General features: G+C 41.2%; 19 protein-coding genes and 2 pseudogenes. 19 read left to right on the forward strand and 2 right to left on the reverse strand.

Annotation, left to right across the window (positions count from 1 at the left end):
- From N8M20_RS04635 to N8M20_RS04695, 14 genes and pseudogenes are all read left to right on the forward strand, one after another.
- On the forward strand, nucleotides 1–1,119 hold a 1,119-nt coding region (locus tag N8M20_RS04635), incomplete at its 5' end, for a DUF1542 domain-containing protein (RefSeq protein WP_261079249.1).
- 230 nt (nucleotides 1,120–1,349) lie between these two features.
- Nucleotides 1,350–2,060, forward strand: coding sequence for a thiol-disulfide oxidoreductase-associated membrane protein CcdA2 (gene ccdA2, locus N8M20_RS04640; protein WP_261079250.1), 711 nt, complete (start codon nucleotides 1,350–1,352; stop codon nucleotides 2,058–2,060).
- A gap of 13 nt (nucleotides 2,061–2,073) precedes the next feature.
- The gene (locus N8M20_RS04645) at nucleotides 2,074–2,637 is read left to right on the forward strand and encodes a redoxin family protein (protein ID WP_261079251.1); all 564 of its coding nucleotides are present in this window, start codon (nucleotides 2,074–2,076) and stop codon (nucleotides 2,635–2,637) included.
- A gap of 9 nt (nucleotides 2,638–2,646) precedes the next feature.
- Entirely contained in the window at nucleotides 2,647–3,759 is a 1,113-nt protein-coding gene (msrB, locus tag N8M20_RS04650) for a peptide-methionine (R)-S-oxide reductase MsrB (protein WP_023943209.1), read from the forward strand.
- A 70-nt stretch (nucleotides 3,760–3,829) separates the two neighbouring features.
- The gene (locus tag N8M20_RS04655; RefSeq protein ID WP_261079252.1) at nucleotides 3,830–4,567 is read left to right on the forward strand and encodes a response regulator transcription factor; all 738 of its coding nucleotides are present in this window, start codon (nucleotides 3,830–3,832) and stop codon (nucleotides 4,565–4,567) included.
- The gene (locus N8M20_RS04660) at nucleotides 4,564–6,255 is read left to right on the forward strand and encodes a cache domain-containing sensor histidine kinase (protein WP_261079253.1); all 1,692 of its coding nucleotides are present in this window, start codon (nucleotides 4,564–4,566) and stop codon (nucleotides 6,253–6,255) included. Before N8M20_RS04655 ends, N8M20_RS04660 begins: the two co-directional genes overlap by 4 nt.
- Before the next feature lie 114 nt (nucleotides 6,256–6,369).
- Nucleotides 6,370–6,933, forward strand: coding sequence for a TIGR01440 family protein (locus N8M20_RS04665; RefSeq protein WP_261079254.1), 564 nt, complete (start codon nucleotides 6,370–6,372; stop codon nucleotides 6,931–6,933).
- 2 nt (nucleotides 6,934–6,935) lie between these two features.
- Entirely contained in the window at nucleotides 6,936–12,932 is a 5,997-nt protein-coding gene (locus N8M20_RS04670) for a ZmpA/ZmpB/ZmpC family metallo-endopeptidase (RefSeq protein WP_261079255.1), read from the forward strand.
- A gap of 60 nt (nucleotides 12,933–12,992) precedes the next feature.
- A complete protein-coding gene (gene pabB / locus N8M20_RS04675; protein ID WP_261079257.1) occupies nucleotides 12,993–14,714 on the forward strand; it encodes an aminodeoxychorismate synthase component I in 1,722 nt (573 codons plus the stop codon).
- The gene (locus tag N8M20_RS04680; protein ID WP_261079259.1) at nucleotides 14,715–15,332 is read left to right on the forward strand and encodes an alpha/beta fold hydrolase; all 618 of its coding nucleotides are present in this window, start codon (nucleotides 14,715–14,717) and stop codon (nucleotides 15,330–15,332) included.
- A 49-nt stretch (nucleotides 15,333–15,381) separates the two neighbouring features.
- Nucleotides 15,382–16,068 (forward strand): annotated as a pseudogene (locus tag N8M20_RS10555) (excalibur calcium-binding domain-containing protein); the annotation flags it as partial.
- A 12-nt stretch (nucleotides 16,069–16,080) separates the two neighbouring features.
- Nucleotides 16,081–16,629: pseudogene (ldcB, locus tag N8M20_RS10560) on the forward strand (LD-carboxypeptidase LdcB/DacB); the annotation flags it as partial.
- A gap of 104 nt (nucleotides 16,630–16,733) precedes the next feature.
- The gene (locus tag N8M20_RS04690) at nucleotides 16,734–17,693 is read left to right on the forward strand and encodes an ROK family glucokinase (RefSeq protein WP_000078564.1); all 960 of its coding nucleotides are present in this window, start codon (nucleotides 16,734–16,736) and stop codon (nucleotides 17,691–17,693) included.
- A gap of 96 nt (nucleotides 17,694–17,789) precedes the next feature.
- A complete protein-coding gene (locus N8M20_RS04695) occupies nucleotides 17,790–18,629 on the forward strand; it encodes a thymidylate synthase (protein ID WP_261079261.1) in 840 nt (279 codons plus the stop codon).
- Nucleotides 18,630–18,679: 50 nt separating this feature from the next.
- Here N8M20_RS04695 and N8M20_RS04700 read toward each other — a convergent pair whose 3' ends face one another.
- The gene (locus N8M20_RS04700) at nucleotides 18,680–18,850 is read right to left on the reverse strand and encodes a DUF3042 family protein (RefSeq protein ID WP_001051777.1); all 171 of its coding nucleotides are present in this window, start codon (nucleotides 18,848–18,850) and stop codon (nucleotides 18,680–18,682) included.
- 120 nt (nucleotides 18,851–18,970) lie between these two features.
- Between N8M20_RS04700 and miaA the strand changes: the two genes are divergently transcribed.
- The 5 genes from miaA to N8M20_RS04725 are packed head-to-tail and all read left to right on the forward strand — an operon-like array spanning nucleotide 18,971 to nucleotide 23,422.
- Nucleotides 18,971–19,855 carry a tRNA (adenosine(37)-N6)-dimethylallyltransferase MiaA gene (gene miaA / locus N8M20_RS04705; RefSeq protein WP_261079262.1) on the forward strand — a complete coding sequence of 295 codons (885 nt, stop codon included), beginning with the start codon at nucleotides 18,971–18,973 and terminating at the stop codon, nucleotides 19,853–19,855.
- A complete protein-coding gene (gene hflX / locus N8M20_RS04710) occupies nucleotides 19,848–21,086 on the forward strand; it encodes a GTPase HflX (protein WP_261079263.1) in 1,239 nt (412 codons plus the stop codon). Before miaA ends, hflX begins: the two co-directional genes overlap by 8 nt.
- The gene (locus N8M20_RS04715; RefSeq protein ID WP_261079264.1) at nucleotides 21,079–21,702 is read left to right on the forward strand and encodes a cystathionine beta-lyase; all 624 of its coding nucleotides are present in this window, start codon (nucleotides 21,079–21,081) and stop codon (nucleotides 21,700–21,702) included. The genes hflX and N8M20_RS04715 overlap by 8 nt, the downstream gene beginning before the upstream one ends.
- Nucleotides 21,703–21,716: 14 nt before the next feature.
- The gene (gene rnz, locus N8M20_RS04720; RefSeq protein WP_261063122.1) at nucleotides 21,717–22,646 is read left to right on the forward strand and encodes a ribonuclease Z; all 930 of its coding nucleotides are present in this window, start codon (nucleotides 21,717–21,719) and stop codon (nucleotides 22,644–22,646) included.
- Nucleotides 22,647–22,666: 20 nt separating this feature from the next.
- Nucleotides 22,667–23,422 carry an SDR family NAD(P)-dependent oxidoreductase gene (locus tag N8M20_RS04725; protein ID WP_261079265.1) on the forward strand — a complete coding sequence of 252 codons (756 nt, stop codon included), beginning with the start codon at nucleotides 22,667–22,669 and terminating at the stop codon, nucleotides 23,420–23,422.
- A gap of 53 nt (nucleotides 23,423–23,475) precedes the next feature.
- On the opposite strand, the gene N8M20_RS04730 is transcribed toward N8M20_RS04725, so the two are convergent.
- Nucleotides 23,476–24,384, reverse strand: coding sequence for a LysR family transcriptional regulator (locus tag N8M20_RS04730; protein WP_044813012.1), 909 nt, complete (start codon nucleotides 24,382–24,384; stop codon nucleotides 23,476–23,478).
- Nucleotides 24,385–24,825: the final 441 nt, after the last annotated feature.

Consider the following 24,825-nt stretch of genomic DNA (forward strand, 5'->3'; position numbering starts at 1 on the left):
GGATCTCTAGATAAAGTCAAAGAAGCAGCTAAGCAAGCAATCGATCAAGCAGCTGAAAGAGAAAAAGAAGAAATCAACAACGATGGAAGCTTAACTCAACCAGAAAAAGACGCGAAATTAGCAGAACTAGAAAAAGCTAAACAAGCGGCTAAAGACAAAGTTGAAGCAGCGAAAGATGCAGATGCAGTAGAAAAAGCTAAGACAGCTGGTGAAAAAGCAGTTGATCGTGTTCACAACAATGGAGATTTAGATAAAGTTAAACAAAACGCTAAAGATGCATTAGATGAAGCAGCAGAAGCTGAAAAAGACGAAATCAGAAAAGATCCAAGCTTAACAGAAACAGAAAAAGCTGAGAAACTGAAAGAAGTAGATAAAGCTACAGAAGCAGCTAAGGCTAAAGTTGATGAAGCAAACAATGCAGATGCGGTAGCGAAAGCTCAGAAAGACGGAGAAAAAGCTATCGATGATGTTCACAAACTTGGTGAAGTTAAACATGAAATTCCAAATAATGCTCCAAGTGTAGAAATACCAGAGTACACTGGAACTATTGGTTCAACAGGAGTAGATGAAAATGGACATATTATTTCTACTCCAGTAGTGGACAAACCTGCATTAATCATCACTAAATGGGTTGATGAAAATGGTAACGAATTGAAATCAGCAGATGCGAAAGCTCCAACGGTATTAGGTGGAGCCAATGAAGCATTTGAACATGGTGAAATTGAAGGTTATGTATTTGTAAGAACAGAAACTGAAGGTGATGTCGTAACTCACGTCTTCAGAAAAGTGAGTCCAGTTAGACCAACAGGTGACGGTCAACAAAGACCAGCTACACCATCTGACGATACAAATCGTAGACCAGATACTGCTACCCCTGCTGAAGTGCCAGCTGCTCAACCGACTGAACAACCAAGTCAAACAGTTGAAGTACCGAGTCAATTGGCTGATAAGGTAGAAACAGTTGATGATCAGGTAGTTCATTCTCAAAATCAAGCAGTATTGCCAAATACTGGTACGAAAGCAGATCGTGCTACAGGTGCATTAGGAGCTCTCTCTCTTCTTGGAGCATTTGGCTTACTATTTGCTAAAAAGAAGAAAGATGATGAAGAAGAAGCATAATTAGAAAATCTCATTAGTTTTCAATTGTTTCAAATTCAGAATTCTAAAACTAATTAAAAGGACTAGATAAAATCACTCATTTGTGACTAATCTAGTCCTTTTTAGTATGCTGTTTCTTAAGTTGGCAATGCTGCCTGATTAAATTCCTATTTTTCCCTATCATTGTCCCTGTTTTTTCTGGAGTTTTGGGGCTATAATAGTCCTATCAAATCAAAGAATGGAGGAAGGCAATGGATAATATAATCTTTTTTATCAGTGTTTTTCTTGCTGGAATTCTTTCCTTCTTTTCTCCTTGTATTTTACCCTTGTTACCGGTTTATGCAGGGGTCTTGTTGGATGACAAAGATGGTGCTCAGGCTTCTAGTGGAAAATATTCAATTTCAGTTGTTAGTTTATTGCGAACTCTGACCTTTATAGCGGGGATTTCCTTTATCTTTATCATACTGGGCTATGGAGCTGGTTTTTTAGGCGATTTGCTGTATGCCTCTTGGTTTCAGTATGTGATAGGTGCGGTTATCATTTTCTTGGGCTTGCATCAGATGGAAGTCTTACATTTTCAGGGACTCTACAAGGAAAGAAGGCTACAATTAAAGAAACAAGGGCAAAAGGGTAAGGGCTATAGTCAGGCATTTTTACTGGGCTTGACCTTTAGTTTTGCTTGGACGCCTTGTGTGGGGCCGGTTCTTGGCTCTGTTTTGGCCTTGGCGGCTTCAGGTGATTCAGGTGCTTGGCAGGGAGCTGGTCTCATGTTGATCTATACGCTGGGTTTAGCACTGCCATTTTTGGTTCTAGCTCTAGCCTCCAGCTATGTTTTGAAACATTTCCGAAAACTCCATCCTTATCTCGGAACCCTCAAAAAAGTGGGTGGTTTCCTCATTATCGTGATGGGAATCTTGGTGCTTTTGGGAAATGCTTCCATTTTGACTACATTATTTGAATAGAGAGGAAGAAGAAATGAAAAAATGGCAAACATGTCTCCTTGGAGTAGGCTCAATCTGTTGCTTGGCAGCCTGTTCGTCTAAAAATATGTCAGACGAAGCTACTATGAAGGAGCAAACCAAAACAGAACAAGTCAGTTCACAAACTGCCACCAAGGGTCAGATAGTTGCTGATTTCGAACTGACAGGAGTAGATGGCAAGACTTACCGTTTATCTGATTATAAGGGCAAGAAAGTCTATCTCAAATTCTGGGCTTCTTGGTGTTCCATCTGTCTAGCTAGTCTTCCTGACACGGATGAAATTGCTAAAGATGCTGGAGACGACTATGTGGTCTTGACAGTGGTGTCTCCTGGACATAAGGGGGAACAAGCAGAAGCAGACTTTAAGAACTGGTACAAGGGCTTGGATTATAAAAATTTCCCAGTTCTAATTGACTCATCAGGAAAACTGTTGGAAAGTTATGGTGTCCGTTCTTACCCAACTCAAGCCTTTATAGACAAGGAAGGCAAGCTGGTCAAAACGCAACCAGGTTTTATGGATAAGGATATGATTTTAAAAACATTGAAAGAAATGGGGTAGAGAAAGGTCATGAATGATAAAGTAAAATTGTTTGTCTTGGCAGGAATATTTTTCCTAGCCATAACCGGTTTCTATTTTCTATTGATGCGAAATGCAGGGCAGACAGATAGCTCGCAAATTGAGAAAGCATCAGTTAGCCAAGGAGGAAAAACAGTGAAAAAAACAGAAGTGAGTAAAGACGCAGACTTGCACGAAATTTATCTAGCTGGGGGATGTTTCTGGGGAGTGGAGGAATATTTCTCACGCGTTCCCGGGGTGACAGATGCCGTTTCAGGCTATGCAAATGGTAGAGGGGAAACAACCAAGTACGAGTTGATTAACCAAACAGGACATGCGGAAACCGTCCATGTTACTTATGATGCCAATCAAATTTCCCTCAAGGAAATCCTACTTCATTATTTCCGCATTATCAATCCAACCAGCAAAAATAAACAAGGAAATGATGTGGGAACCCAGTACCGTACTGGTGTTTATTACACAGATGACAAGGATTTAGAGGTGATTAACCAAGTCTTTGATGAGGTGGCTAAGAAATACGATCAACCTTTAGCAGTTGAAAAGGAAACCTTGAAGAATTTTGTGGTGGCTGAGGATTACCACCAAGACTATCTCAAGAAAAATCCAAATGGCTACTGCCATATCAATGTCAATCAGGCAGCCTATCCCGTCATTGATGCCAGCAAATATCCCAAACCAAGTGATGAGGAATTGAAAAAGACCTTGTCACCTGAGGAGTATGCAGTTACCCAGAAAAATCAAACAGAACGAGCTTTCTCAAACCGTTACTGGGATAAATTTGAATCTGGTATCTATGTGGATGTAGCAACTGGTGAACCTCTCTTTTCATCAAAGGATAAGTTTGAGTCTGGTTGTGGCTGGCCTAGTTTTACCCAACCCATCAGTCCAGATGTTGCCACCTACAAGGAAGATAAGTCTTACAATATGACGCGAATGGAAGTGCGAAGCCGAGTTGGAGATTCTCACCTTGGCCATGTCTTTACGGATGGACCACAGGACAAGGGTGGCTTGCGCTACTGTATTAATAGTCTCTCTATCCGCTTTATTCCCAAAGATCAAATGGAAGAAAAAGGTTACGCTTATTTACTAGATTATGTCGATTAAGAGGTCTTTCCTAAGCAGTTAGAGGAGAATTTTGCTATACTGATACTAGTAAGTGGCAAAGGAGAGAAGCATGACCTATAGAATCTTAATCGTAGAAGATGAATATCTGGTAAGACAAGGCTTGACCAAGCTGGTCAATGTAGCAGCCTACGATATGGAAATCATCGGTCAAGCTGAAAATGGAAGACAGGCTTGGGAATTGATACAAAAGCATGTGCCAGATATCATTCTAACTGATATCAATATGCCTCAGCTAAATGGCATCCAGTTGGCCAGTTTGGTCCGAGAAACCTTTCCTCAGGTGCATCTAGTTTTTTTGACAGGCTACGATGATTTTGATTATGCCTTGTCTGCTGTCAAACTAGGTGTGGATGACTACTTGCTCAAGCCCTTTTCTCGTCAGGATATTGAGGAAATGTTGGGGAAAATCAAGCAAAAGTTGGATAAGGAAGAGAAAGAAGAGCAGTTACAAGATTTATTAACTGATAAGTTTGAAGGAAACATGGCCCAGAAAATCCAGTCTCATCTGGCTGATAGTCAATTTAGTTTAAAGAGCTTGGCCAGTGACTTGGGCTTTAGTTCGACTTATCTAAGCTCCTTGATTAAGAAAGAGTTGGGCCTGCCTTTTCAGGATTATCTGGTGAGAGAACGTGTCAAACAAGCCAAGCTCTTGCTTTTGACTACAGATCTGAAGATTTATGAGATCGCAGAGAAGGTTGGTTTTGAAGATATGAACTATTTTACCCAACGCTTTAAACAGATTGCAGGTGTGACACCTCGTCAGTTTAAGAAGGGAGAAGGCCGATGAAGCGTTCTTCTCTCTTAGTTAGAATGGTTATTTCCATCTTTCTGGTCTTTCTCATTCTCCTAGCCCTGGTTGGGATTTTCTACTATCAATCTAGTTCATCAGCCATTGAGGCTACTATTGAGGGCAATAGCCAGACGACTATCAGCCAAACTAGTCACTTTATCCAGTCTTATATCAAAAAATTAGAAACCACCTCGACCAGTTTGACCCAGCAGACGGATGTCCTAGCCTATGCTGAGAATCCTAGTCAAGACGAAACCAAGAGAATCCGAGATTTGTTTTTAACCATCTTAAAGGCAGATCAGGACTTGAAAACGGTGGTACTGGTCACCAAATCCGGTCAGGTCATTTCTACAGATGACAGTGTGCAGATGAAAACTTCTTCTGATATGATGGCTGAGGATTGGTACCAAAAGGCCATTCATCAGGGGGCTAAACCAGTTTTAACACCAGCTCGTAAATCAGATAGTCAGTGGGTCATTTCTGTCACTCAAGAACTGGTTGATGCAAAGGGGGCCAATCTTGGCGTGCTTCGTTTGGATATTTCCTATGAAACTTTGGAAGCCTATCTTAACCAACTTCAGTTGGGTCAGCAGGGGTTTGCCTTTATCATCAATGAAAACCATGAATTTGTTTACCATCCTCAACACACAGTTTATAGTTCATCTAGCGAAATGGAGGCTATGAAACCCTATATTGAGACAGGTCAGGGCTATACTCCTGGACATAAATCCTATGTCAGTCAGGAACAGATTGCAGGAACAGATTGGACGGTTATAGGCGTGTCTTCGCTGGAGAAGTTAGACCAGGTTCGGAGTCAACTCATGTGGACCTTGCTTGGAGCCAGTTTCACCTCTCTTCTTGCCTGTCTCTGCTTGGTTTGGTTCAGTCTCAAGCGTTGGATTGCTCCTTTGAAGGATTTGAGAGAAACCATGTTGGAAATTGCTTCTGGTACACAAAATCTGCGTGCCAAGGAAACTGGTGCATATGAGTTGAGAGAAGTGACTCGCCAGTTCAATGCCATGTTAGATCAGATTGATCAGTTGATGTCAGATGTACGCAGGCAGGAAGAAACGACCCGTCAGTATGAACTTCAAGCCTTGTCGAGCCAGATTAATCCGCATTTCCTCTACAACACTTTGGACACTATCATCTGGATGGCTGAATTTCAGGATAGTCAGCGAGTGGTGCAAGTGACCAAGTCCTTGGCAACCTATTTCCGCCTAGCGCTCAATCAGGGTAAAGATTTGATTTGCTTGTCTGACGAAATCAACCATGTCCGTCAGTATCTCTTTATCCAAAAACAACGCTACGGAGATAAGCTGGAATATGAAATTGATGAAAATCCTGCCTTTGATAACCTGGTCTTGCCTAAACTGGTGCTACAACCTCTGGTAGAAAATGCTCTTTACCACGGCATCAAGGAGAAGGAAGGTCAGGGCCATATTAGAGTTTCTGTCCAGAAACAGGATTCAGGACTAGTCATCCGCATTGAGGATGATGGCGTTGGCTTCCAAGTTGCTGGAGATAGTAGTCAAAGTCAGCTCAAACGTGGGGGAGTTGGTCTGCAAAATGTTGACCAACGTCTCAAACTTCATTTTGGAGAAGATTACCAGATGAAGATCGATTCTGCCCCTTTAAAGGGTACGACAGTTGAAATATACATAAATAGAATAGAAACTAACTAACTCCCAGTCAATTCTGGGAGTTTTATGCAGGTTGGAGTAAGATTTTCAGGTTGTCTATCTTGCTAAAAAGTAGAAAAAACGATATGATAGATAATGATAAAAGAGGTATCGAGTATGAAGGAAAAAGACATTCAAAGAGAAACAAGCCAAATTGTAGAAGATGTATTGGAAAAGGCCAATTTGAAGCAGGGATCCATCTTTGTTTTGGGCCTTTCTTCTAGTGAAGTGATAGGTGGTCAGATTGGCAAGGAATCCAGCCAAGAAATTGGCGAAATCATTGTGAAAACCATCCTAGATATCCTAGAAGAAAAAGGAATTCATCTAGCTGTTCAAGGCTGTGAACATGTCAATCGGGCTCTCGTTGTTGAACGTCAGGTTGCAGAGCAGTTGGGTCTGGAAATGGTCAGTGTCCTTCCTACCCTTCATGCAGGAGGTTCAGGTCAGTTGGCAGCCTTTAAGTTTATGAAAGATCCAGTTGAGGTTGAATTTATCAGGGCTCATGCTGGATTGGATATCGGAGACACTGCAATTGGTATGCATGTCAAGCATGTTCAGGTTCCGATTCGCCCTCTTTTGAGAGAGATTGGTCATGCCCACGTAACGGCGCTGGCTAGTCGTCCAAAATTAATCGGAGGTGCGCGTGCGCATTATCCACAAGATTCTATCAGAAAGTCGTGAGAATGAGAAAAACAAAACAACAACTAGAAAAAATCACAAAATATTCGATTCGTAAGCTAACTGTTGGGGTAGGTCCTGTAGCCATCGGGGCCTTCCTTTTTGGTGCTAGTACCCTTTCAGTAGATAAGGTTCAAGCCAATGAAGTTGGCAGTGCTCATAGTGTTCATTACCGTTATTTGGCGGAGCAGGAATTGACCGAGTCTGAAAAAGCCCTGATTCACCATGAGGTTCCTACAGAATTTCAAGATGATGATATTCTCTATGTAGTTTATCGTAAGAAGGCAACTAACAGTCAACAACTTCCATACACAGGAAGTAAGGAGCTAGCTCTAGCAGGTCTTGGCTTGGCAACTGCTTCTCTAGCAGTCTTTTTGGTGTCCAAAAAAGGTCGTAGAGAAGTCCTAGGTGTTCTCTTGATTGGTTCTTTAGGAGCAAGCACTTTTGTACCTTATGGGACATTTGCGTTTGAAAATAAAGAATTGCTTTCTTATAACCAAACTATTTCAGCTTCTACACATGAAGGCTTAGCTGAAGGGATTATCCACATTGATGGCTATGAATACATTGGCTACTTCAAGGAAGCAGAACTCCATCCATCAAGACCAGCTTTAGCTGAACAACCTCAGTTGCCAGTAGAAAAGCAAAGTTCAAAAGAAAATGAGAAAATAGAAGTAGTTCAAGAAAGACCTGCTGTCACTCCAGAAACTGTCATCGAAAAACCTGTAGTAGAGAATCCAGTTGCTCCTGCGGTTGAAGCAAAACCAGTTTCTGAGAAGCCTCAGGTTAGACAGGAAGAGAGCTTGGTTGAGATTCCTTTTGAAACGGTCACAAGCCCAGATGCTAATTTAGCAGAAGGACAGACTCGTATTGTCACAGCCGGAGTAAATGGTCAGCGTCGTCTTGTAACTAAAGTATCGATGGTCAATGGTCAAGAAGTTAGAGAAGTCATTGAAGACCAAGTGGTTCATAATCCTGTGTCGCAAGTCATTGCAGTCGGAACTAAGAAAGAGGTGCAACCTGCCCCAACTCCAGTACCACAAGCTGAACAAAGTCACCAAGTAGCTAAAGGGACGCAAGAGGAAGGTAAAACTGGCCAAGCTTTAACGCAACCGGAGGAAGAATATACAGGAGTTATTTCGACAAAAGGGTCACAAGATCCTGAACATATGATGTTATCTCCTGTTAATGAGTTGCCTGAATTAGTAATTACAGAAAAAGGTACACAAGAGGAAGGTAAGGAAGGTCAAGCCTTAACCCAACCAGAAAATCCAGAATATCATGAAGCAAAAGGTGTTCAAGAAGTGAAAGAAGGGGAGCAGCAAGGTCAAGCCTTAACCCAGCCAGAACTTCCTGAATATAAAGAACCAGTTTCAACAAAGGGAACTCAAGAACCTGGTCAAGAAGGTCAAGCACCAGTACAAGAAGTAAACCCAGAATATAAAGTAACAACAGGTACAGTTGAGAAGTCTACCGAGAGTGAATTAGATTTCACAACAGAAGTAGTTCCGGATGACACAAAATATGTAGATGAAGAAGTTGTTGAACGTCAAGGGTCTAAAGGAGTTCAAGTTACGAAAACAACTTACGAAACAGTGGAAGGTGTAGAGACAGATAAAGTTCTTTCTACAACTACAGAAGTGAAAACGCCTGCCGTTTCTAAAGTCGTTAAAAAAGGAACGAAACCACTTGAAGGAACAACAGTTGAAACAAGAGAAGAAGTCATTCCTTTTGAAACAAAAGAACAAGAAGATGACACTTTAAAACGCGGAACAAGACAAATAGCTCAAAAAGGTGTAGAGGGTAAGAAACAAATTACTGAAACTTATAAAACAATTCGTGGAGAAAAAACAAACGAAGCTCCAATAGTAGAAGAAACAGTTCTCCAAGCACCTCAAGATGAGATTATCAAAAAAGGTACAAAAGGTTTAGAAAAACCAATCTTAGAATGGGCTAAAACAGAAAAAGATGTCTTGAAGAAGAGTGCTACAGCTACTTATACATTGAATAAACCAGCTGGAGTAGAAATCAAATCCATCAAATTAGCATTAAAAGATAAAGATGGACAACTTGTTAAAGAAGTAACGGTAGCTGAAAATAATTTAAACGCTACTTTAGACAAATTGAAATATTATCAAGGTTACACCCTATCTACTACAATGGTTTATGATCGTGGAGAAGGCGAAGAAACTGAAACATTAGAAGATAAAGAAATTCAGTTAGACCTCAAAAAAGTTGAAATCAAAAACATCAAAGAAACAAGCTTGATGAGTGTGGACGCTGATGGTAACGAAACAGACACTAGTTTGCTGACAGCAAAACCAGCTGATGTTGCTCCGCTTTATTTACGAGTGACCACTCACGACAACAAGGTTACACGACTTGCTGTTGACAAGATTGAAGAAGTAGAAAAAGACGGAAAAACTTTATATAAAGTTACTGCCAAAGCACCAGACTTAGTTCAACGTAATGCTGATAACACACTTAGCGAAGAGTATGTTCATTACTTTGAAAAACAAAAAACACACGAAGGTGATGTATATTATAGCTTTGACGACCTTGTAAAAGCTATGCAAAAAGACCCGACTGGCACATTTAAGCTTGGTAGCAATATCAATGCTGCTAACGTTAAACCAGCAGGAAAATCTTATGTTACTAATGCTTTCAAAGGAACATTAACAAGCACTGACGGTAATAAATTTACCATTAGCAATATGAACAGACCTTTATTCGGTGATATTGTCGGTGGTACTGTTAAAGATTTACTACTTGAAAATGTAAATATCGACATGTCAGGGACTGATAGGATTGCACCACTAGCGAATGTAATCAAAAATAATGCGACTGTAGAGAATATTAAAGTAACAGGTAACGTTGTTGGTAATAATGATGTATCTGGTGTTATCAATAAAATTGATGGTAGTGGAAAATTAAGTAACGTTGCATTTATCGGTAAAGTACACGCTGCTGGAAATCGAGGTGGTTACTTAACAGGTATCGTCGGTGAAAACTGGAAAGGTATTGTAGAAAAAGCTTATGTTGATGCTGAAATCACAGGTAACAAAGCTAAGGCTGCCGGAATTGTATATTCATCTCAAAACGGTGGTAACAACAATACTTTAGGTAAAGAAGGTACTCTTCGAAACTCTGTAGCAAAAGGATCTATCGAACTGAAAGAAGCCGTTATGTCTGGTGGACTATTAGGGACTAACTGGGCACTAGGGGCTATAGAAGACAACATCACTATGATGAAAGTTAAGACTGGTGAAATGGTCTTTGGTCACTCTGATATTGATGCTGATGATTACTTTACATACTCTAGAACGAAGCGCAACCACAGTGTTGAGGGTGTAAGTGAAGGTAAAACAACTTATAAAAATTCTAAAAAAATTCCTAGCATAACTAAAGAAAAAGCTGATGAATTAATTGCTAAAATGGGAATCACTGCTGATAAATTCGAAAGCACACTTCCTATTGAAGACAAACTGAACAATATTGTAAGTAAAGCTGATCAATACAAAAATATTGATGACTATGATGCTTCTCGTGAACTTGCTTATCGTAATGTTGAAAAACTTCAACCGTTCTACAACAAAGAATGGATTGTAAATCAAGGAAATAAATTAGCTGCTGATAGTCCACTAATGACTAAAGAAGTATTGTCTGTAACTGCAATGAAAGGCAATGACTTTGTCACAGACCTTACAGATGCCGACCATATTATGGTTCACTACGCGGATAAGACAAAAGATATCTTTACGATTTCTCCTAAGGACTCTCAAGTTAAGCAAGTAAAAGAGTATAGTGTTGCTGAGCTTGGTGAAGTTGTGTACACACCAAACATGGTTGTTAAAGATCGTGCTGACTTAATCAGTGCTATCGAAAGTAAATTGAGTTCAGTAGAATTACAATCTGATCCGATTTACCAACACTTGGGTAGAACTGGTGGCAACAAAGTCAATGCAATTAAGGACTTGTACCTAGAAGAAAGCTTCAAGTATGTTAAAGATAACCTTAACAAATTCGTTACTAAGTTAGTTCAAAATGAAGATCACCAGCTTAACACTGATGAAGCAGCCAAACGTGCCTTGATTAAGAAAATTGATGACAATAAGGCTGCAGTTCTTCTTGGATTATCTTACCTCAATCGTTACTACGGTGTTAAATTCGATGACTTTAATATTAAAGAATTAATGCTATTCAAACCTGACTTCTACGGTAAGAATGTTAGTGTGTTAGACTTCTTGATTAAAGTTGGTTCTAAAGAAAGTAACATTAAAGGTGATAGAACTTTAGAAGCTTATCGCGAAACGATCGGTGGAGTTATCGGTATAGGCGAGTTAAACAGTTTCTTAGACTATAATATGCGTCTATTCACAAGTGATACAGACTTAAACGATTGGTTCATAAAAGCAACTAAAGATAATGTATATGTCGTTGAACCGAAGACAACAACTCCTGAATTTGCTGATAAGAAACACAGAGCATACGAAGGATTGAATAATGATGTTCACGGTAAAATGATTCTGCCACTTCTGAATTTAAAAGATGCACATATGTTCTTAATCTCAACATATAACACTATGGCTTACAGTTCATTTGAAAAATACGGTAAGAATACTGCGGAAGAACGCGAAGCATTCAAAGCTGAAATCAATAAAGTCGCTAAAGGTCAACAAAATTACCTAGACTTCTGGTCTCGTCTATCATTAGATAAAGTTCGTAATCAACTGCTTAAGAGCAATAACATGGTTCCAACTCCTGTGTTAGATAACCAAAATTATAAAGGAATCAGCACAGATAAATACGGACATACTGCTAGTGGTAAGGATGTAGCGCCTATCCGTGAATTGTACGGACCAACAGGTCGTTACCATGCTACTGACTGGCGTATGGGAGCTGTAGCTCGTATCTATGGTAATCCTTATAAAGATGATTCAGTCTTCTTCATGGTTACCAATATGATTAGTGACTTCGGTATCTCTGCATTTACTCACGAAACGACTCACGTAAACGACCGTATGGTTTACTTAGGTGGTTCAAGACACCGTGAAGGTACTGACCTAGAAGCATTCGCACAAGGTATGTTGCAATCACCTGCTGAAACAAGTCCAAATGGTGACTTTAAAGCACTAGGATTGAACATGGCCTACGAACGTCCAAATGACGGAAATCAATGGTATAACACAAATCCAAATGACCTTACATCTCGCGCTGAAATCGATCATTACATGAAAGGTTTCAACGATACTCTAATGCTTCTTGATTATCTTGAAGGAGAAGCCGTTCTTGATAAAGGCAGCAAAGAACTAAACAACGCTTGGTTCAAGAAAGTTGCTAAGAAATTACGTAACGCTAATACGAAGAACCAATACGATGAGGTTCGTGATTTGAATGCAGAAGAAAAAGAATATAACTTAACTTCTGTTAACGACCTAGTAGATAAGAACTTCATGACCAAACACGGTCCTGGTAATGGTACTTATGACCCAACTGGATTTGGCTCTGCCTATGTAACGGTGCCTATCACTGCTGGTATCTATGGTGGTAATACAAGTGAAGGAGCTCCAGGCTCTATGTCATTCAAACATAACACCTTCCGTATGTGGGGTTACTTTGGATATGAAAAAGGCTTTTTAAACTACGCTTCTAACATGCTGAAAAATGAGTCTAAACAAGCTGGTCATGCTACTCTAGGTGATGACTTTATCATTAAGAAAGTTTCTGATGGTAAATTTAATACTCTAGAAGATTGGAAGAAAGCATACTTCAAAGAAGTTGTTGATAAAGCGAAAGCAGGATTTAACCCTGTTACAATCGACGGTACGACATACAGTAGTTACGATGACTTGAAGAATGCATTTGCTGCAGCTGTTGATAAAGATAAAGCTACTCTTAAAAATGGCTCAGTTAAATTTGATAATACCGTATCACTTAAAGAGAAAATCTTCAAGAAACTTCTTCAACAAACAAATAGCTTTAAAACTTCAATCTTTAAATAATCGAAATCTCTCATCTGCTTTGCGGATGAGGGTTTTCTTATTTTATGCTATACTTAAGGTATGCATAGAAAAACAGTGATTGATTTTAGGGCTTTGGGGAAGAGATACACCTTTACCCAGCCGATCAAAGAGTTAAAAGCGAGAAATGTAGCAGAAGTAACAGCCTTGCTGGCACAAGTGGAAAGTTTCCAAGAGCAAGGCTATTATGTGGTGGGCTATGTCAGCTACGAGGCTGCACCTGCTTTTGAGGAGAAATTAGCAGTTCACAAGGCACCTTTACTGGACGAGTATTTGCTTTACTTTACTGTTCACGATAAGGTGGAGACCTCCCCTATTCCCCTGACTTATGATGAGGTTGATTTGCCTTCAAATTGGCAGGAAGTGACGTCTGAAGCAGAATATGAAAAGGCGATTGCACAGATACATCATCATTTACGGCAGGGAGACACCTATCAGGTTAACTACACCGTCCAACTCAAGCAGGACTTAAGTGCCAATCCTTTTGTCATCTACAATCGTATGGTGGTAGAGCAGGAAGCTGGCTATAATGCCTATGTGGAACATGACGAGATGGCAGTGATTTCCATGAGTCCAGAGCTCTTTTTTGAACAAAATGGCCGTGAGTTGACAACGCGACCAATGAAGGGAACGACTCAGCGTGGCATGACTGACCAAGAAGACTTGGAGCAGGCCAGTTGGTTGGAACAGGACCCCAAAAATCGCTCTGAAAACATGATGATTGTGGACCTCTTGCGCAACGATATGAACCGTATTTCTGAAGTGGGCAGTGAGCATGTGGAGCGTCTGTGTCAAGTGGAGCAGTATTCAACTGTTTGGCAGATGACTTCGACTATCAAGAGTCAGTTGCGAGAGGATGTTGACCTTGTTGAAATCTTCCGCTCACTCTTTCCTTGTGGTTCCATAACGGGCGCTCCAAAAATTGCGACTATGGAAATCATTAAGGACTTGGAGCCACAACCGCGCGGAGTCTACTGTGGAACGATTGGTCTCTTGCTTCCAAATGGGCGACGGATTTTCAATGTCGCCATTCGGACCATTCAACTGCATCAAGGGAAAGCCATCTATGGAGTTGGCGGAGGAATTACATGGGATAGCACTTGGGAATCTGAATACCGCGAGGTTCATCAAAAGGCGGCAGTTCTTTATCGTAAACAAGCTCGTTTCCAAATAATTACAACTGGAAAAATCAGTCAGAAGAGCTTGCTGTTTGAAGATCAACATTTGGAAAGACTGAGAAAAGCTAGTCGATATTTTGCTTATCCTTTTGACCCAGAAATTTTGAGACAAAAGATTGAAGCAGAGTGTCAGACTTGTGATGTTAATCAAGATTACCGCTTGCGAATCAGCATTAGCAAATCTGGAGAGATAGAACTTAGTCGACAAATCTTAACACCTCTTAGTCCACATTTCTGCCAGGCCAAACTTTGTCTACAAGAAGCTAATTTGCAGCAAGCATTTACCTACTTTAAGACAACTCACAGACCGCATTTGAGCTTAGGGGAACAAGAGATCATTTACCACAATAAGTCTGGAGAACTTCTTGAAACCTCTATTGGAAATCTGGTCTTAAAAATTAATGGGAAACTCTACACACCGCCTATCCGACTGGGAATCTTACCAGGAATTTATCGCCAGTATTTACTAGAAACAGGAGAGGTAGAAGAGAAAGTTTTGACCTTAAAAGACTTAGTCCAAGCAGAAGCTATTTACGGCTGTAATGCAGTGAGGGGCTTGTATGAGTTAAGCCTAGAGGAGAACTAGATGAAACTGGTATTTTTACACGGGTTAGGGCAGTCAGCAGAGAGTTGGAAAGAAGTTCGGAATCTACTGACAGATTATCCTTCTGAGGCTATCGAGTTATTTCCTTCTGGAGTTAGCAGCTATCAAAAAGCCAAGGAGCGAGTTTATCAACACCTAGCTCAAGAGACAGAACCTTTTGTTTTGGTTGGATTGTCCTTAGGTGCTGCCCTGGCACTAGAACTTTCCAGTTACGATTTACCAAATCTTCGAGCTTTGGTTCTATCAGGATGCCCGCTTAAATTAGCAGGGAATATCCTATTTTATGTTCAGTTGCTGATTTTTAAACTACTTCCTAAAAGGGTATTTGAAAAACAGGGAGCAGATAAGACTCTTATGGTCGGAGTTTCTGAGGAATTGAAGACACTTGATTTAACGGATATAGCAGGGATTTGCCCCTGTCCAACCTTACTAATTTGTGGCAGCAAAGATAAACCGAATCTTAGTTCTATGAGAAGTCTTCATAAACTAATATCAAAATCCCAATTTCAGATTATCCCAGACGGCCCTCATGTCTTGAATAAGGAAAAACCAAAGGAGTTTGTAGAAAAGACCAGAAGTTTCCTTGAATTGCTGAAATAAGTTTGATAAAATAATATTGAAATCGATAACATTCCTATAGGAGAAAGTGATGAACAAACGTCTATTTTTTAAAATGAGTTTGGCGACGTTGTCAGTTTTAGCCTTGTTTTCACAACCAGTTTTAGCAGAAGAAAACATTCATTTTTCTAGCTGTAAGGAAGCTTGGGCTAATGGCTATTCAGATCTTCATGAGGGAGGCCCTGGTTATTCTGCCAAGTTAGACCGCGATCATGATGGTGTGGCTTGTGAATTGAAAAATGCCCCTAAGGGCGCCTTTAAAGCAAAACAAGCAACTGAGGCTCAAACTGATACAAGTTCAGCAACAACAAGTGGCTGGGTTAAGCAGGATGGTGCATGGTACTACTTTGATGGAAATGGAAATCCAGTGAAAAATGCTTGGCAGGGAAGCTATTATCTGAAAGCAGACGGGAAAATGGCCCAGAGCGAATGGATTTATGATTCATCCTATCAAGCTTGGTATTACTTGAAATCAGATGGTTCGTATGCTTATAGTACATGGCAAGGAAATTACTATTTGAAATCAGATGGTAAGATGGCCAAAGGTGAATGGGTTTATGATGCTACTTACCAAGCTTGGTATTATCTAAAATCAGATGGATCTTATGCTTACAGCACGTGGCAAGGGAATTACTATTTGAAATCAGATGGTAAAATGGCTGTCAATGAATGGGTTGATGGTGGACGTTATTATGTAGATACCACTGGTTTGTGGAAAGCTAATTCAAAAGTAAGCAATAAAGGGTCCTATTATAGCCTTCAAGGGAAGTATGATGAAATTGTAGTTGCTAATAAACACTATCCTATGTCTAAAGATTACTATCCAGGTGAAAATGCTACTGCAAAAGCAGCCTTTTTAAAACTGATTGCACAGATGAAGGAAGAAGGCTACGCTATTAGCGATAATTATAGTGGATTTAGAAGTTATGCAACCCAAGCACAATTGTATCAAAGTTATGTGAACCAAGAGGGACAGGCTGCTGCGGATCGTTATTCCGCCCGTCCTGGATATAGTGAACATCAGACAGGACTTGCTTTTGATGTGATTGGCACAGATGGTCAATTGGTTGAAGATTCAAGTGCTGCTCAATGGTTATTAGAACATGCGCCAGACTATGGTTTTGTTGTTCGATATCCTCGTGGTAAGGAAAGTATAACTGGTTATATGCATGAGGAATGGCATTTGCGCTATATTGGGAAAGAAGCCAAAGACATTGCAGCAAGTGGTTTGACACTAGAGGAATATTATGGCTTTGATGGTGGAGATTATCTAGATTAAAAATCTATATTAGCTGAATGCAAACCTTTGCATAAATGACTGAATTTTGTTATACTAGTACTGTAAGCATTTTCAATTAATTCATAATGAAAAAGGAGAATATGATGAGTCAAAAGATTATTGGGATTGACCTTGGTGGAACTTCTATCAAATTTGCAATCTTAACAACAGCAGGAGAAATCCAAGAAAAATGGTCTATCAAGACTAATATTTTGGATGAGGGAAGTCATATCGTAGATGATATGATTGAGTCTATTCAACACCGTTTGGACTTGCTTGGATTGGTAGCAGCGGACTTCCAAGGTATTGGAATGGGGTCACCAGGTGTGGTTGACCGTGAAAAAGGAACTGTTATTGGTGCCTACAACCTCAACTGGAAAACCCTTCAACCAATCAAAGAAAAGATTGAAAAAGCCTTGGGCATTCCATTTTTCATCGATAATGATGCCAACGTGGCAGCTCTTGGTGAGCGCTGGATGGGGGCTGGTGATAACCAACCAGATGTTGTCTTTATGACACTCGGTACTGGTGTTGGTGGCGGTATCGTCGCAGAAGGAAAATTGCTTCACGGTGTTGCTGGTGCAGCAGGTGAGCTTGGCCACATCACTGTTGACTTTGACCAACCAATCGCATGTACTTGCGGTAAGAAAGGTTGCCTTGAGACAGTTGCTTCAGCAACAGGGATTGTCAACTTGACTCGTCGCTATGCCGATGAATACGAAGGCGATGCAGCCTTGAAACGCTTGATCGATAACGGAGAAGAAGTAACTGCTAAGACTGTCTTTGATTTGGCAAAAGAAGGAGACGACCTTGCTTTGATCGTTTACCGTAATTTCTCACGTTACTTGGGAATCGCTTGTGCTAACATTGGTTCAATCCTAAACCCATCAACAATCGTTATCGGTGGTGGTGTATCAGCTGCGGGAGAATTCCTTCTACAAGGTGTTCAAAAAGTCTACGATGAAAATACTTTCCCACAAGTACGCACATCAACAAAATTGGCTCTTGCAACTCTAGGAAATGACGCTGGGGTTATCGGAGCAGCATCACTTGTATTGCAATAAAATAATAAAAGAGGAAAAATGCGAACCTAGAGTTAGTAATGTTCCTCTTTTCTTTTTTATGCTATACTAGTTAGGAAATAAATGAGGTGAGAGTAAATGACAAAAGCAGATACGATTTTTAAAGAGAATATTGAACGAATCCTCAAAGACGGTGTCTTTTCAGAGCAAGCACGTCCTAAGTATAAGGATGGGACAGTTGCCAACTCCAAGTATGTAACGGGTGCCTTTGCTGAGTATGACTTGGCCAAGGGGGAATTCCCCATCACAACCTTGCGTCCCATTGCCATCAAATCCGCCATCAAGGAAGTGCTCTGGATCTACCAAGACCAGTCAAATAGCTTAGAAGTGCTTAATGACAAGTACAATGTTCACTACTGGAATGACTGGGAAGTGGGAGATACGGGAACTATTGGTGAGCGTTACGGGGCGGTCGTTAAGAAACACGACATCATCAATAAGCTTCTCAAACAGTTGGAAGCTAACCCTTGGAACCGCCGCAATATTATCTCTCTCTGGGATTATCAAGCTTTTGAGGAGACAGATGGGCTACTCCCATGCGCCTTTCAGACCATGTTTGATGTCCGCCGTGTAGATGGAGAAATCTATCTGGATGCAACCTTGACTCAGCGTTCGAATGATATGTTGGTGGCCCACCATATCAACGCTATGCAGTATGTGGCTTTGCAGATGATGATTGCCAAACATTTTGGCTGGAAGGTTGGGAAGTTCTTCTACTTTATCAACAACCTCCATATCTATGATAATCAATTTGAAAAAGCTCAGGAATTGCTTCGTCGTGAGCCGTCTGACTGCCAACCTCGCTTGGTTTTAAATGTTCCTGATGGGACTAATTTCTTTGATATCAAAGCAGAAGATTTTGAGTTGGTGGATTATGACCCTGTTAAGCCACAGTTGAAGTTTGACCTAGCTATATAAAAGAATAGAAAAAAGAAGTTAAGACAATGAATCCCAACTTCTTTTGTTTTTTAACGTGATACGCGGCGGCGAGCTGCTTTTTTACGGTTTTCTTCGATGAAAGCTGCTTTTTGCTCTTCTGGTTCAATCACTTTCTTTTTAAATGCGTATACTGCACCTGCAAGTGCAGCGACAGTTCCTGCGACACCTGTTACAAGACCTTTAGCGAATCCTTTAGCCATGAGTCTTCCTCCTTTATATTCTCAATCAGCCAGCCTCCTCAAGAGGTCACATTTTTCTGACTGACCTTTTTGTGTTATAATAATAGTAACGAAAAAATGGGAATTTTTCAAGGAAAAAAGATGAAAACAAAAATAATTGTGATTGTTGGACCGACTGCTGTTGGAAAAACAGCCCTTGCCATTGAAGTGGCCAAGCGTTTTAATGGCGAAGTGGTTAGTGGAGATAGCCAGCAAGTCTATCGAGGACTTGATATTGGGACGGCTAAGGCTAGTCCAGAAGAGCAGGCAGCTGTTCCCCATCATTTAATCGATGTTAGAGAGGTAACCGAGTCTTACTCGGCTTTTGATTTTGTTTCAGAAGCTAAGATGGCTATTGAGGATATTCACAGCCGTGGTAAGCTAGCCATTATCGCTGGTGGAACTGGGCTTTATATCCAGAGCTTGCTTGAAGGCTACCACCTGGGTGGGGAGACTCCTCATGAGGAGATTTTAGCTTATCGAGCTAGTTTGGAGCCATATTCAGATGAGGAATTAGCCCATTTGGTGGAGCAAGCAGGCCTTGAGATTTCTCAGTTTAATCGTCGTCGTGCTATGCGTGCCTTGGAAATAGCCCATTTTGGTCAGGATTTGGAAAATCAAGAGACCTTGTATGAACCGCTGATTATCTGCTTGGATGATGAGCGTAGTCAGCTTTATGAACGTATCAACCACCGAGTGGATCTGATGTTTGAGGCTGGACTTTTGGATGAGTCCAAGTGGCTTTTTGACCATCACCCGGATGTGCAGGCTGCCAAAGGCATTGGCTATAAGGAACTCTTTCCTTATTTCCGTGGAGAGCAGACTTTGGAGGAGGCTAGCGATAGTCTTAAACAGGCGACCCGTCGTTTTGCCAAGCGTCAGTTGACCTGGTTCCGTAATCGCATGCAGGTCACCTTTTATCAAATCGGAGAATCTGGTGTGCAAGACCGTATTTTTAGCCAGATAGAGGAGTTTTTAGATGATTGATACGGAGAAAAAAGAGGAGCGAGTTCTGCTGATTGGTGTGGAATTACAGGGCATGGACAATTTTGACCTCTCCATGGAAGAGTTGGCCAGTCTGGCTAAGACAGCTGGGGCAGTCGTCGTTGATAGCTACAGACAAAAACGGGAAAAGTATGACTCCAAGACCTTCGTCGGCTCTGGTAAGTTGGAAGAGATTGCGCTTATGGTGGATGCAGAAGAAATCACCACTGTCATCGTCAACAACCGTCTGACGCCAAGGCAAAATGTCAATCTAGAGGAAGTTCTGGGTGTTAAGGTCATTGACCGTATGCAGTTGATTTTGGATATCTTTGCCATGCGAGCTCGGAGCCATGAAGGGAAGCTCCAAGTCCACCTAGCCCAGCTCAAATATCTCCTGCCTCGCTTGGTTGGTCAGGGGATTATGCTCAGCCGTCAGGCAGGGGGAATTGGTTCCCGTGGACCTGGTGAAAGCCAGTTGGAGTTGAACCGTCGTAGTGTTCGCAACCAAATCACGGATATAGAGCGCCAGCTCAAGGTGGTTGAGAAAAATCGGGCGACTGTCAGAGAAAAACGTTTGGAGTCCAGCACCTTTAAGATTGGTTTGATTGGTTACACCAATGCTGGAAAGTCAACTATCATGAACACCTTGACCAGTAAGACCCAGTATGAAGCGGACGAGCTCTTTGCTACTCTGGATGCGACGACTAAGAGTATCCATCTGGGAGGCAATCTCCAAGTAACTTTGACAGATACCGTGGGCTTTATCCAAGATTTGCCGACGGAGTTGGTGTCCAGTTTCAAGTCAACCTTGGAAGAAAGCAAGCATGTAGACCTTCTGGTTCATGTTATCGATGCCAGCAATCCTTACCATGAGGAGCATGAAAAAACAGTTCTGTCCATCATGAAAGACTTGGACATGGAAGATATTCCTCGCCTGACCCTGTATAATAAAGCGGATTTGGTGAAGGATTTTACGCCGACCCAAACGCCTTATGCCCTCATTTCTGCCAAGTCTGAGGATAGTCGTGAGAATTTGCAGGCACTATTTTTAGAGAAAATCAAGGATATTTTTGAATCTTTTACCCTGCGCGTGCCTTTTTCAAAGTCCTACAAGATTCATGATTTAGAAAGTGTTGCGATTCTGGAAGAACGCGATTATCAGGAGGACGGCGAAGTGATTAGAGGCTACATTTCTGAGAAAAATAAATGGAGGTTAGAAGAATTTTATGACTGATATTAAAACGTTGGCTCTAAAATATGGGGGCTATACAAGTCTGGACAAGGTCTATCTGGATCAACTTCTAGCTGGTAAAACAGAGCAAGAGCAGTTGGCACTGATCACTCCTCCGCCTAGCGTGGTCAATGCTTACTTTGCAGAACTCTACCAGAAAAAGGGTCCTGAGGCTGCGACGGATTATTTTGCGGAACTCAGTCAGGAACTGAATCTTTACAATACTGAACCTAGTTTCACTCTCGAAAACAAACCTTTTATTCGCCTTAATCTATCTGGTAAATCCTTTGGTTTTTGTTATGAAAGTGAGGGACTGGGTCGAATTTTCTCTGAAAATAAGGAGAAGATCTCGGATGACTTACTCTTTGAGATTGCGCAAATTTTCCCCCATCAACTGGTCTTTGAAGAGTCTGGTAAGATTTACATGAAGTCTGTCGAGGACGAGGAAATTGTTAGCATGGAGAATCTAACAGCTTTGACTGATTTGGAAAGCTTGGCTGATGGTCGTAAGCGTCTCAAAGGCTACAGCCAAGAGGATTTACTGCAAGAAGCCACTGCTTTTTCTGGCAAGCGCTATTTCCGATCGGAAAACCGCACAGCCATGTTATATATTGATTAATTAGAAAGTATCGAATGGATATTCAATTTTTAGGAACGGGGGCAGGTCAGCCCTCTAAAGCCCGCAACGTTTCAAGTCTCGCCCTGAAACTCTTGGATGAGATTAACGAAGTCTGGCTCTTTGACTGTGGAGAAGGTACGCAAAATCGCATTCTGGAAACCACAATTCGACCACGTAAGGTCAGCAAAATCTTTATCACTCACTTGCACGGAGACCATATTTTTGGCTTGCCAGGATTCCTTTCTAGTCGTGCCTTTCAGGCCAATGAAGAGCAGACAGATTTGGAAATCTATGGACCTCAAGGCATCAAGTCATTTGTCTTAACCAGCCTTCGTGTGTCAGGTTCGCGTCTGCCTTATCGTATTCATTTTCATGAGTTTGACCAAGATTCTTTAGGAAAAATCCTTGAGACCGATAAATTTACGGTGTATGCAGAAGAGCTGGACCACACTATTTTCTGTGTTGGCTATCGTGTCATTCAAAAGGACCTTGAAGGAACGCTGGATGCTGAAAAACTCAAGGCGGCAGGTGTACCATTTGGCCCACTTTTTGGAAAAATTAAAAACGGTCAGGACGTTGTTTTGGAAGACGGAACTGAAATCAAGGCAGCAGACTATATCTCAGCTCCACGTCCAGGTAAAATTATCACTATTTTAGGAGACACTCGAAAAACGGATGCCAGTGTGCGTCTGGCTGTCAATGCCGATGTCCTTGTTCATGAGTCCACTTATGGCAAGGGTGATGAAAAAATTGCTCGTAACCATGGTCACTCAACCAATATGCAGGCAGCGGAGGTCGCAGTAGAAGCAGGTGCCAAACGACTCCTGCTCAACCATATCAGTGCTCGTTTCCTCTCAAAAGATATCAGCAAGCTCAAGAAAGATGCTGCTAGTGTCTTTGAAAATGTCCATGTGGTCAAAGATTTGGAAGAAGTGGAAATCTAAAAGATTGAGAAAGGAACAGTATGTCTATTATTCTCATTACTGGAGCTAGCGGTGGTCTAGCCCAAGAAATGGTCAAACTTTTGCCGAATGACCAACTGATTTTGTTAGGTAGAAACAAGGAAAAATTAGCCCAACTCTACGGAGACCATCCCCATGCAGAATTGATTGAAATCGATATTACCGATGATTCGGCCTTAGAATCTCTGGTAGCAGACCTCTATCTCCGTTATGGCAAGATTGATGTCTTGATTAACAACGCTGGTTACGGGATTTTTGAGGAATTTGATCAGATTTCTGACCAAGATATTCACCAGATGTTCGAGGTTAATACCTTTGCCCTGATGAATCTATCTCGTCGCCTTGCGGCTCGAATGAAGGAAAGTCGAAAAGGCCATATCATCAATATTGTTAGCATGGCAGGTTTGATTGCTACTGGCAAGTCTAGTCTCTACTCAGCCACTAAGTTTGCGGCCATTGGTTTTTCAAATGCGTTACGCCTCGAACTTATGCCCTATGGAGTCTATGTGACAACAGTCAATCCAGGACCAATCTGTACAGGATTTTTTGACCAGGCCGACCCAGATGGCACCTATCTCAAATCGGTTGACCGCTTCCTTTTAGAACCAGATGCAGTGGCTAAAAAGATTGTCAAGACTATAGGAAAAAACAAACGCGAACTCAATCTCCCAATCTTACTCAACCTCGCCCATAAGTTTTATAGCCTCTTTCCCAAGCTAGCTGATAAGTTGGCAGGGAAAACTTTTAATTATAAGTAAAAAGAACCAATGTGCAGGTTGTTGCTAGCCTACATATTGGTTCTTATTATTTCTCAACTATCAAACTGGACTTCTTCTAGGAGATAGTCGATAAAGCGTTCGCCCATCTTAGATAGGCTGGTTTTTTCATGCTGGATATAGACCAGTTCAATTGGGTCATCAATATCCAGTGGGATAGAAACGATATTGTCTCCGTTGAGGTTGCTGTTCAAAATCCCTGTTGCAATGGTATATCCATCCAAACCAATCAAGAGATTAAAGAGGGTAGCACGGTCGCTGACTACGATGGATTTCTTATGGTGCTCTTGAGATAGAATCTCTTCAGAGAAGTAGAAGGAGTTGTGTGTCCCTTGGTCATAGCTGAGGTAAGGGAAATTCTCCAAATCAGACAGTCTCACCTTGTCTTTCTTTGCCAGAGGGTTGGTCTTGCTGACAAAGATATGGGGCTGGGCGGTAAAGAGATGGTGAGCCAGTAGGTGATTGTCATCCAGCATTTTGGTCAGTACATCACGGTTGTAGCTGTTCAAAAAGAGGACACCGACCTCACTACGGAAGTTCTTGACGTCGTCGATAATCTCCCAAGTACGAGTTTCACGGAGGAAGAGCTCATATTTCTCCATATCACTTTTTTTGAGTAGCGATACAAAGGCATTGACTACAAAGGCATAGTGCTGGGACGAAACGCTAAAAAGTTCGCGGTGGGCGACAGGATTTTTATAACGTTCCTCCAGAAGCTGAGTTTGCTCGACAACCTGACGGGCATAAGAGAGAAATTCCATCCCATCACGGGTCAAAGTGATACCCTTGGGATTGCGGATAAAGATTTCAATGCCCATTTCATTTTCCAAATCTCTCACAGCGTTGGAAAGACTAGGTTGAGTGATAAAGAGCTGCTTGGCTGCCTCATTCATGGAGCCAGTTTCGACGATTTTGATAATATAGTGTAATTGTTGAATTCTCATGTTTTTATTGTACCACACTTGCCTCAGAATCGCCAAAGAAGATAGGAAAATCAGGAGTATTGTGTGAGTCTCTGTAAAGCAGTTAAGAAGAAACTTCTAAATCATTTAGTAAATAAGGTAAAAAAGTAGCTGAGCAAGGTATGTATTGGGCACTATAAAAATTTTCCTCGAAAATAAGAAACTTGCACGATTTACTCATTACTTAGCCAATACTAGAGTTTATACTAGTTACTGTAAAGATGATCATTTAAAAGAAGGAAGGAGGCAACTTTATGGCTAAAAATACAAATCGTTCAGAGATTGATTCTCTAAGTTTTGAGGTTGAAAAGTAGCAATCAGGAGCTGGTGATACACAGATTTTAAAATGACACTAGCAGGTCTCTGTGGATTGTGTTTCACCTATTCCTATGAGTGTACGAGAAATAATGTTCGCTGTTAGAT

Source organism: Streptococcus mitis (genome assembly GCF_946190275.1).
GTDB lineage: Bacteria > Bacillota > Bacilli > Lactobacillales > Streptococcaceae > Streptococcus > Streptococcus mitis_DC.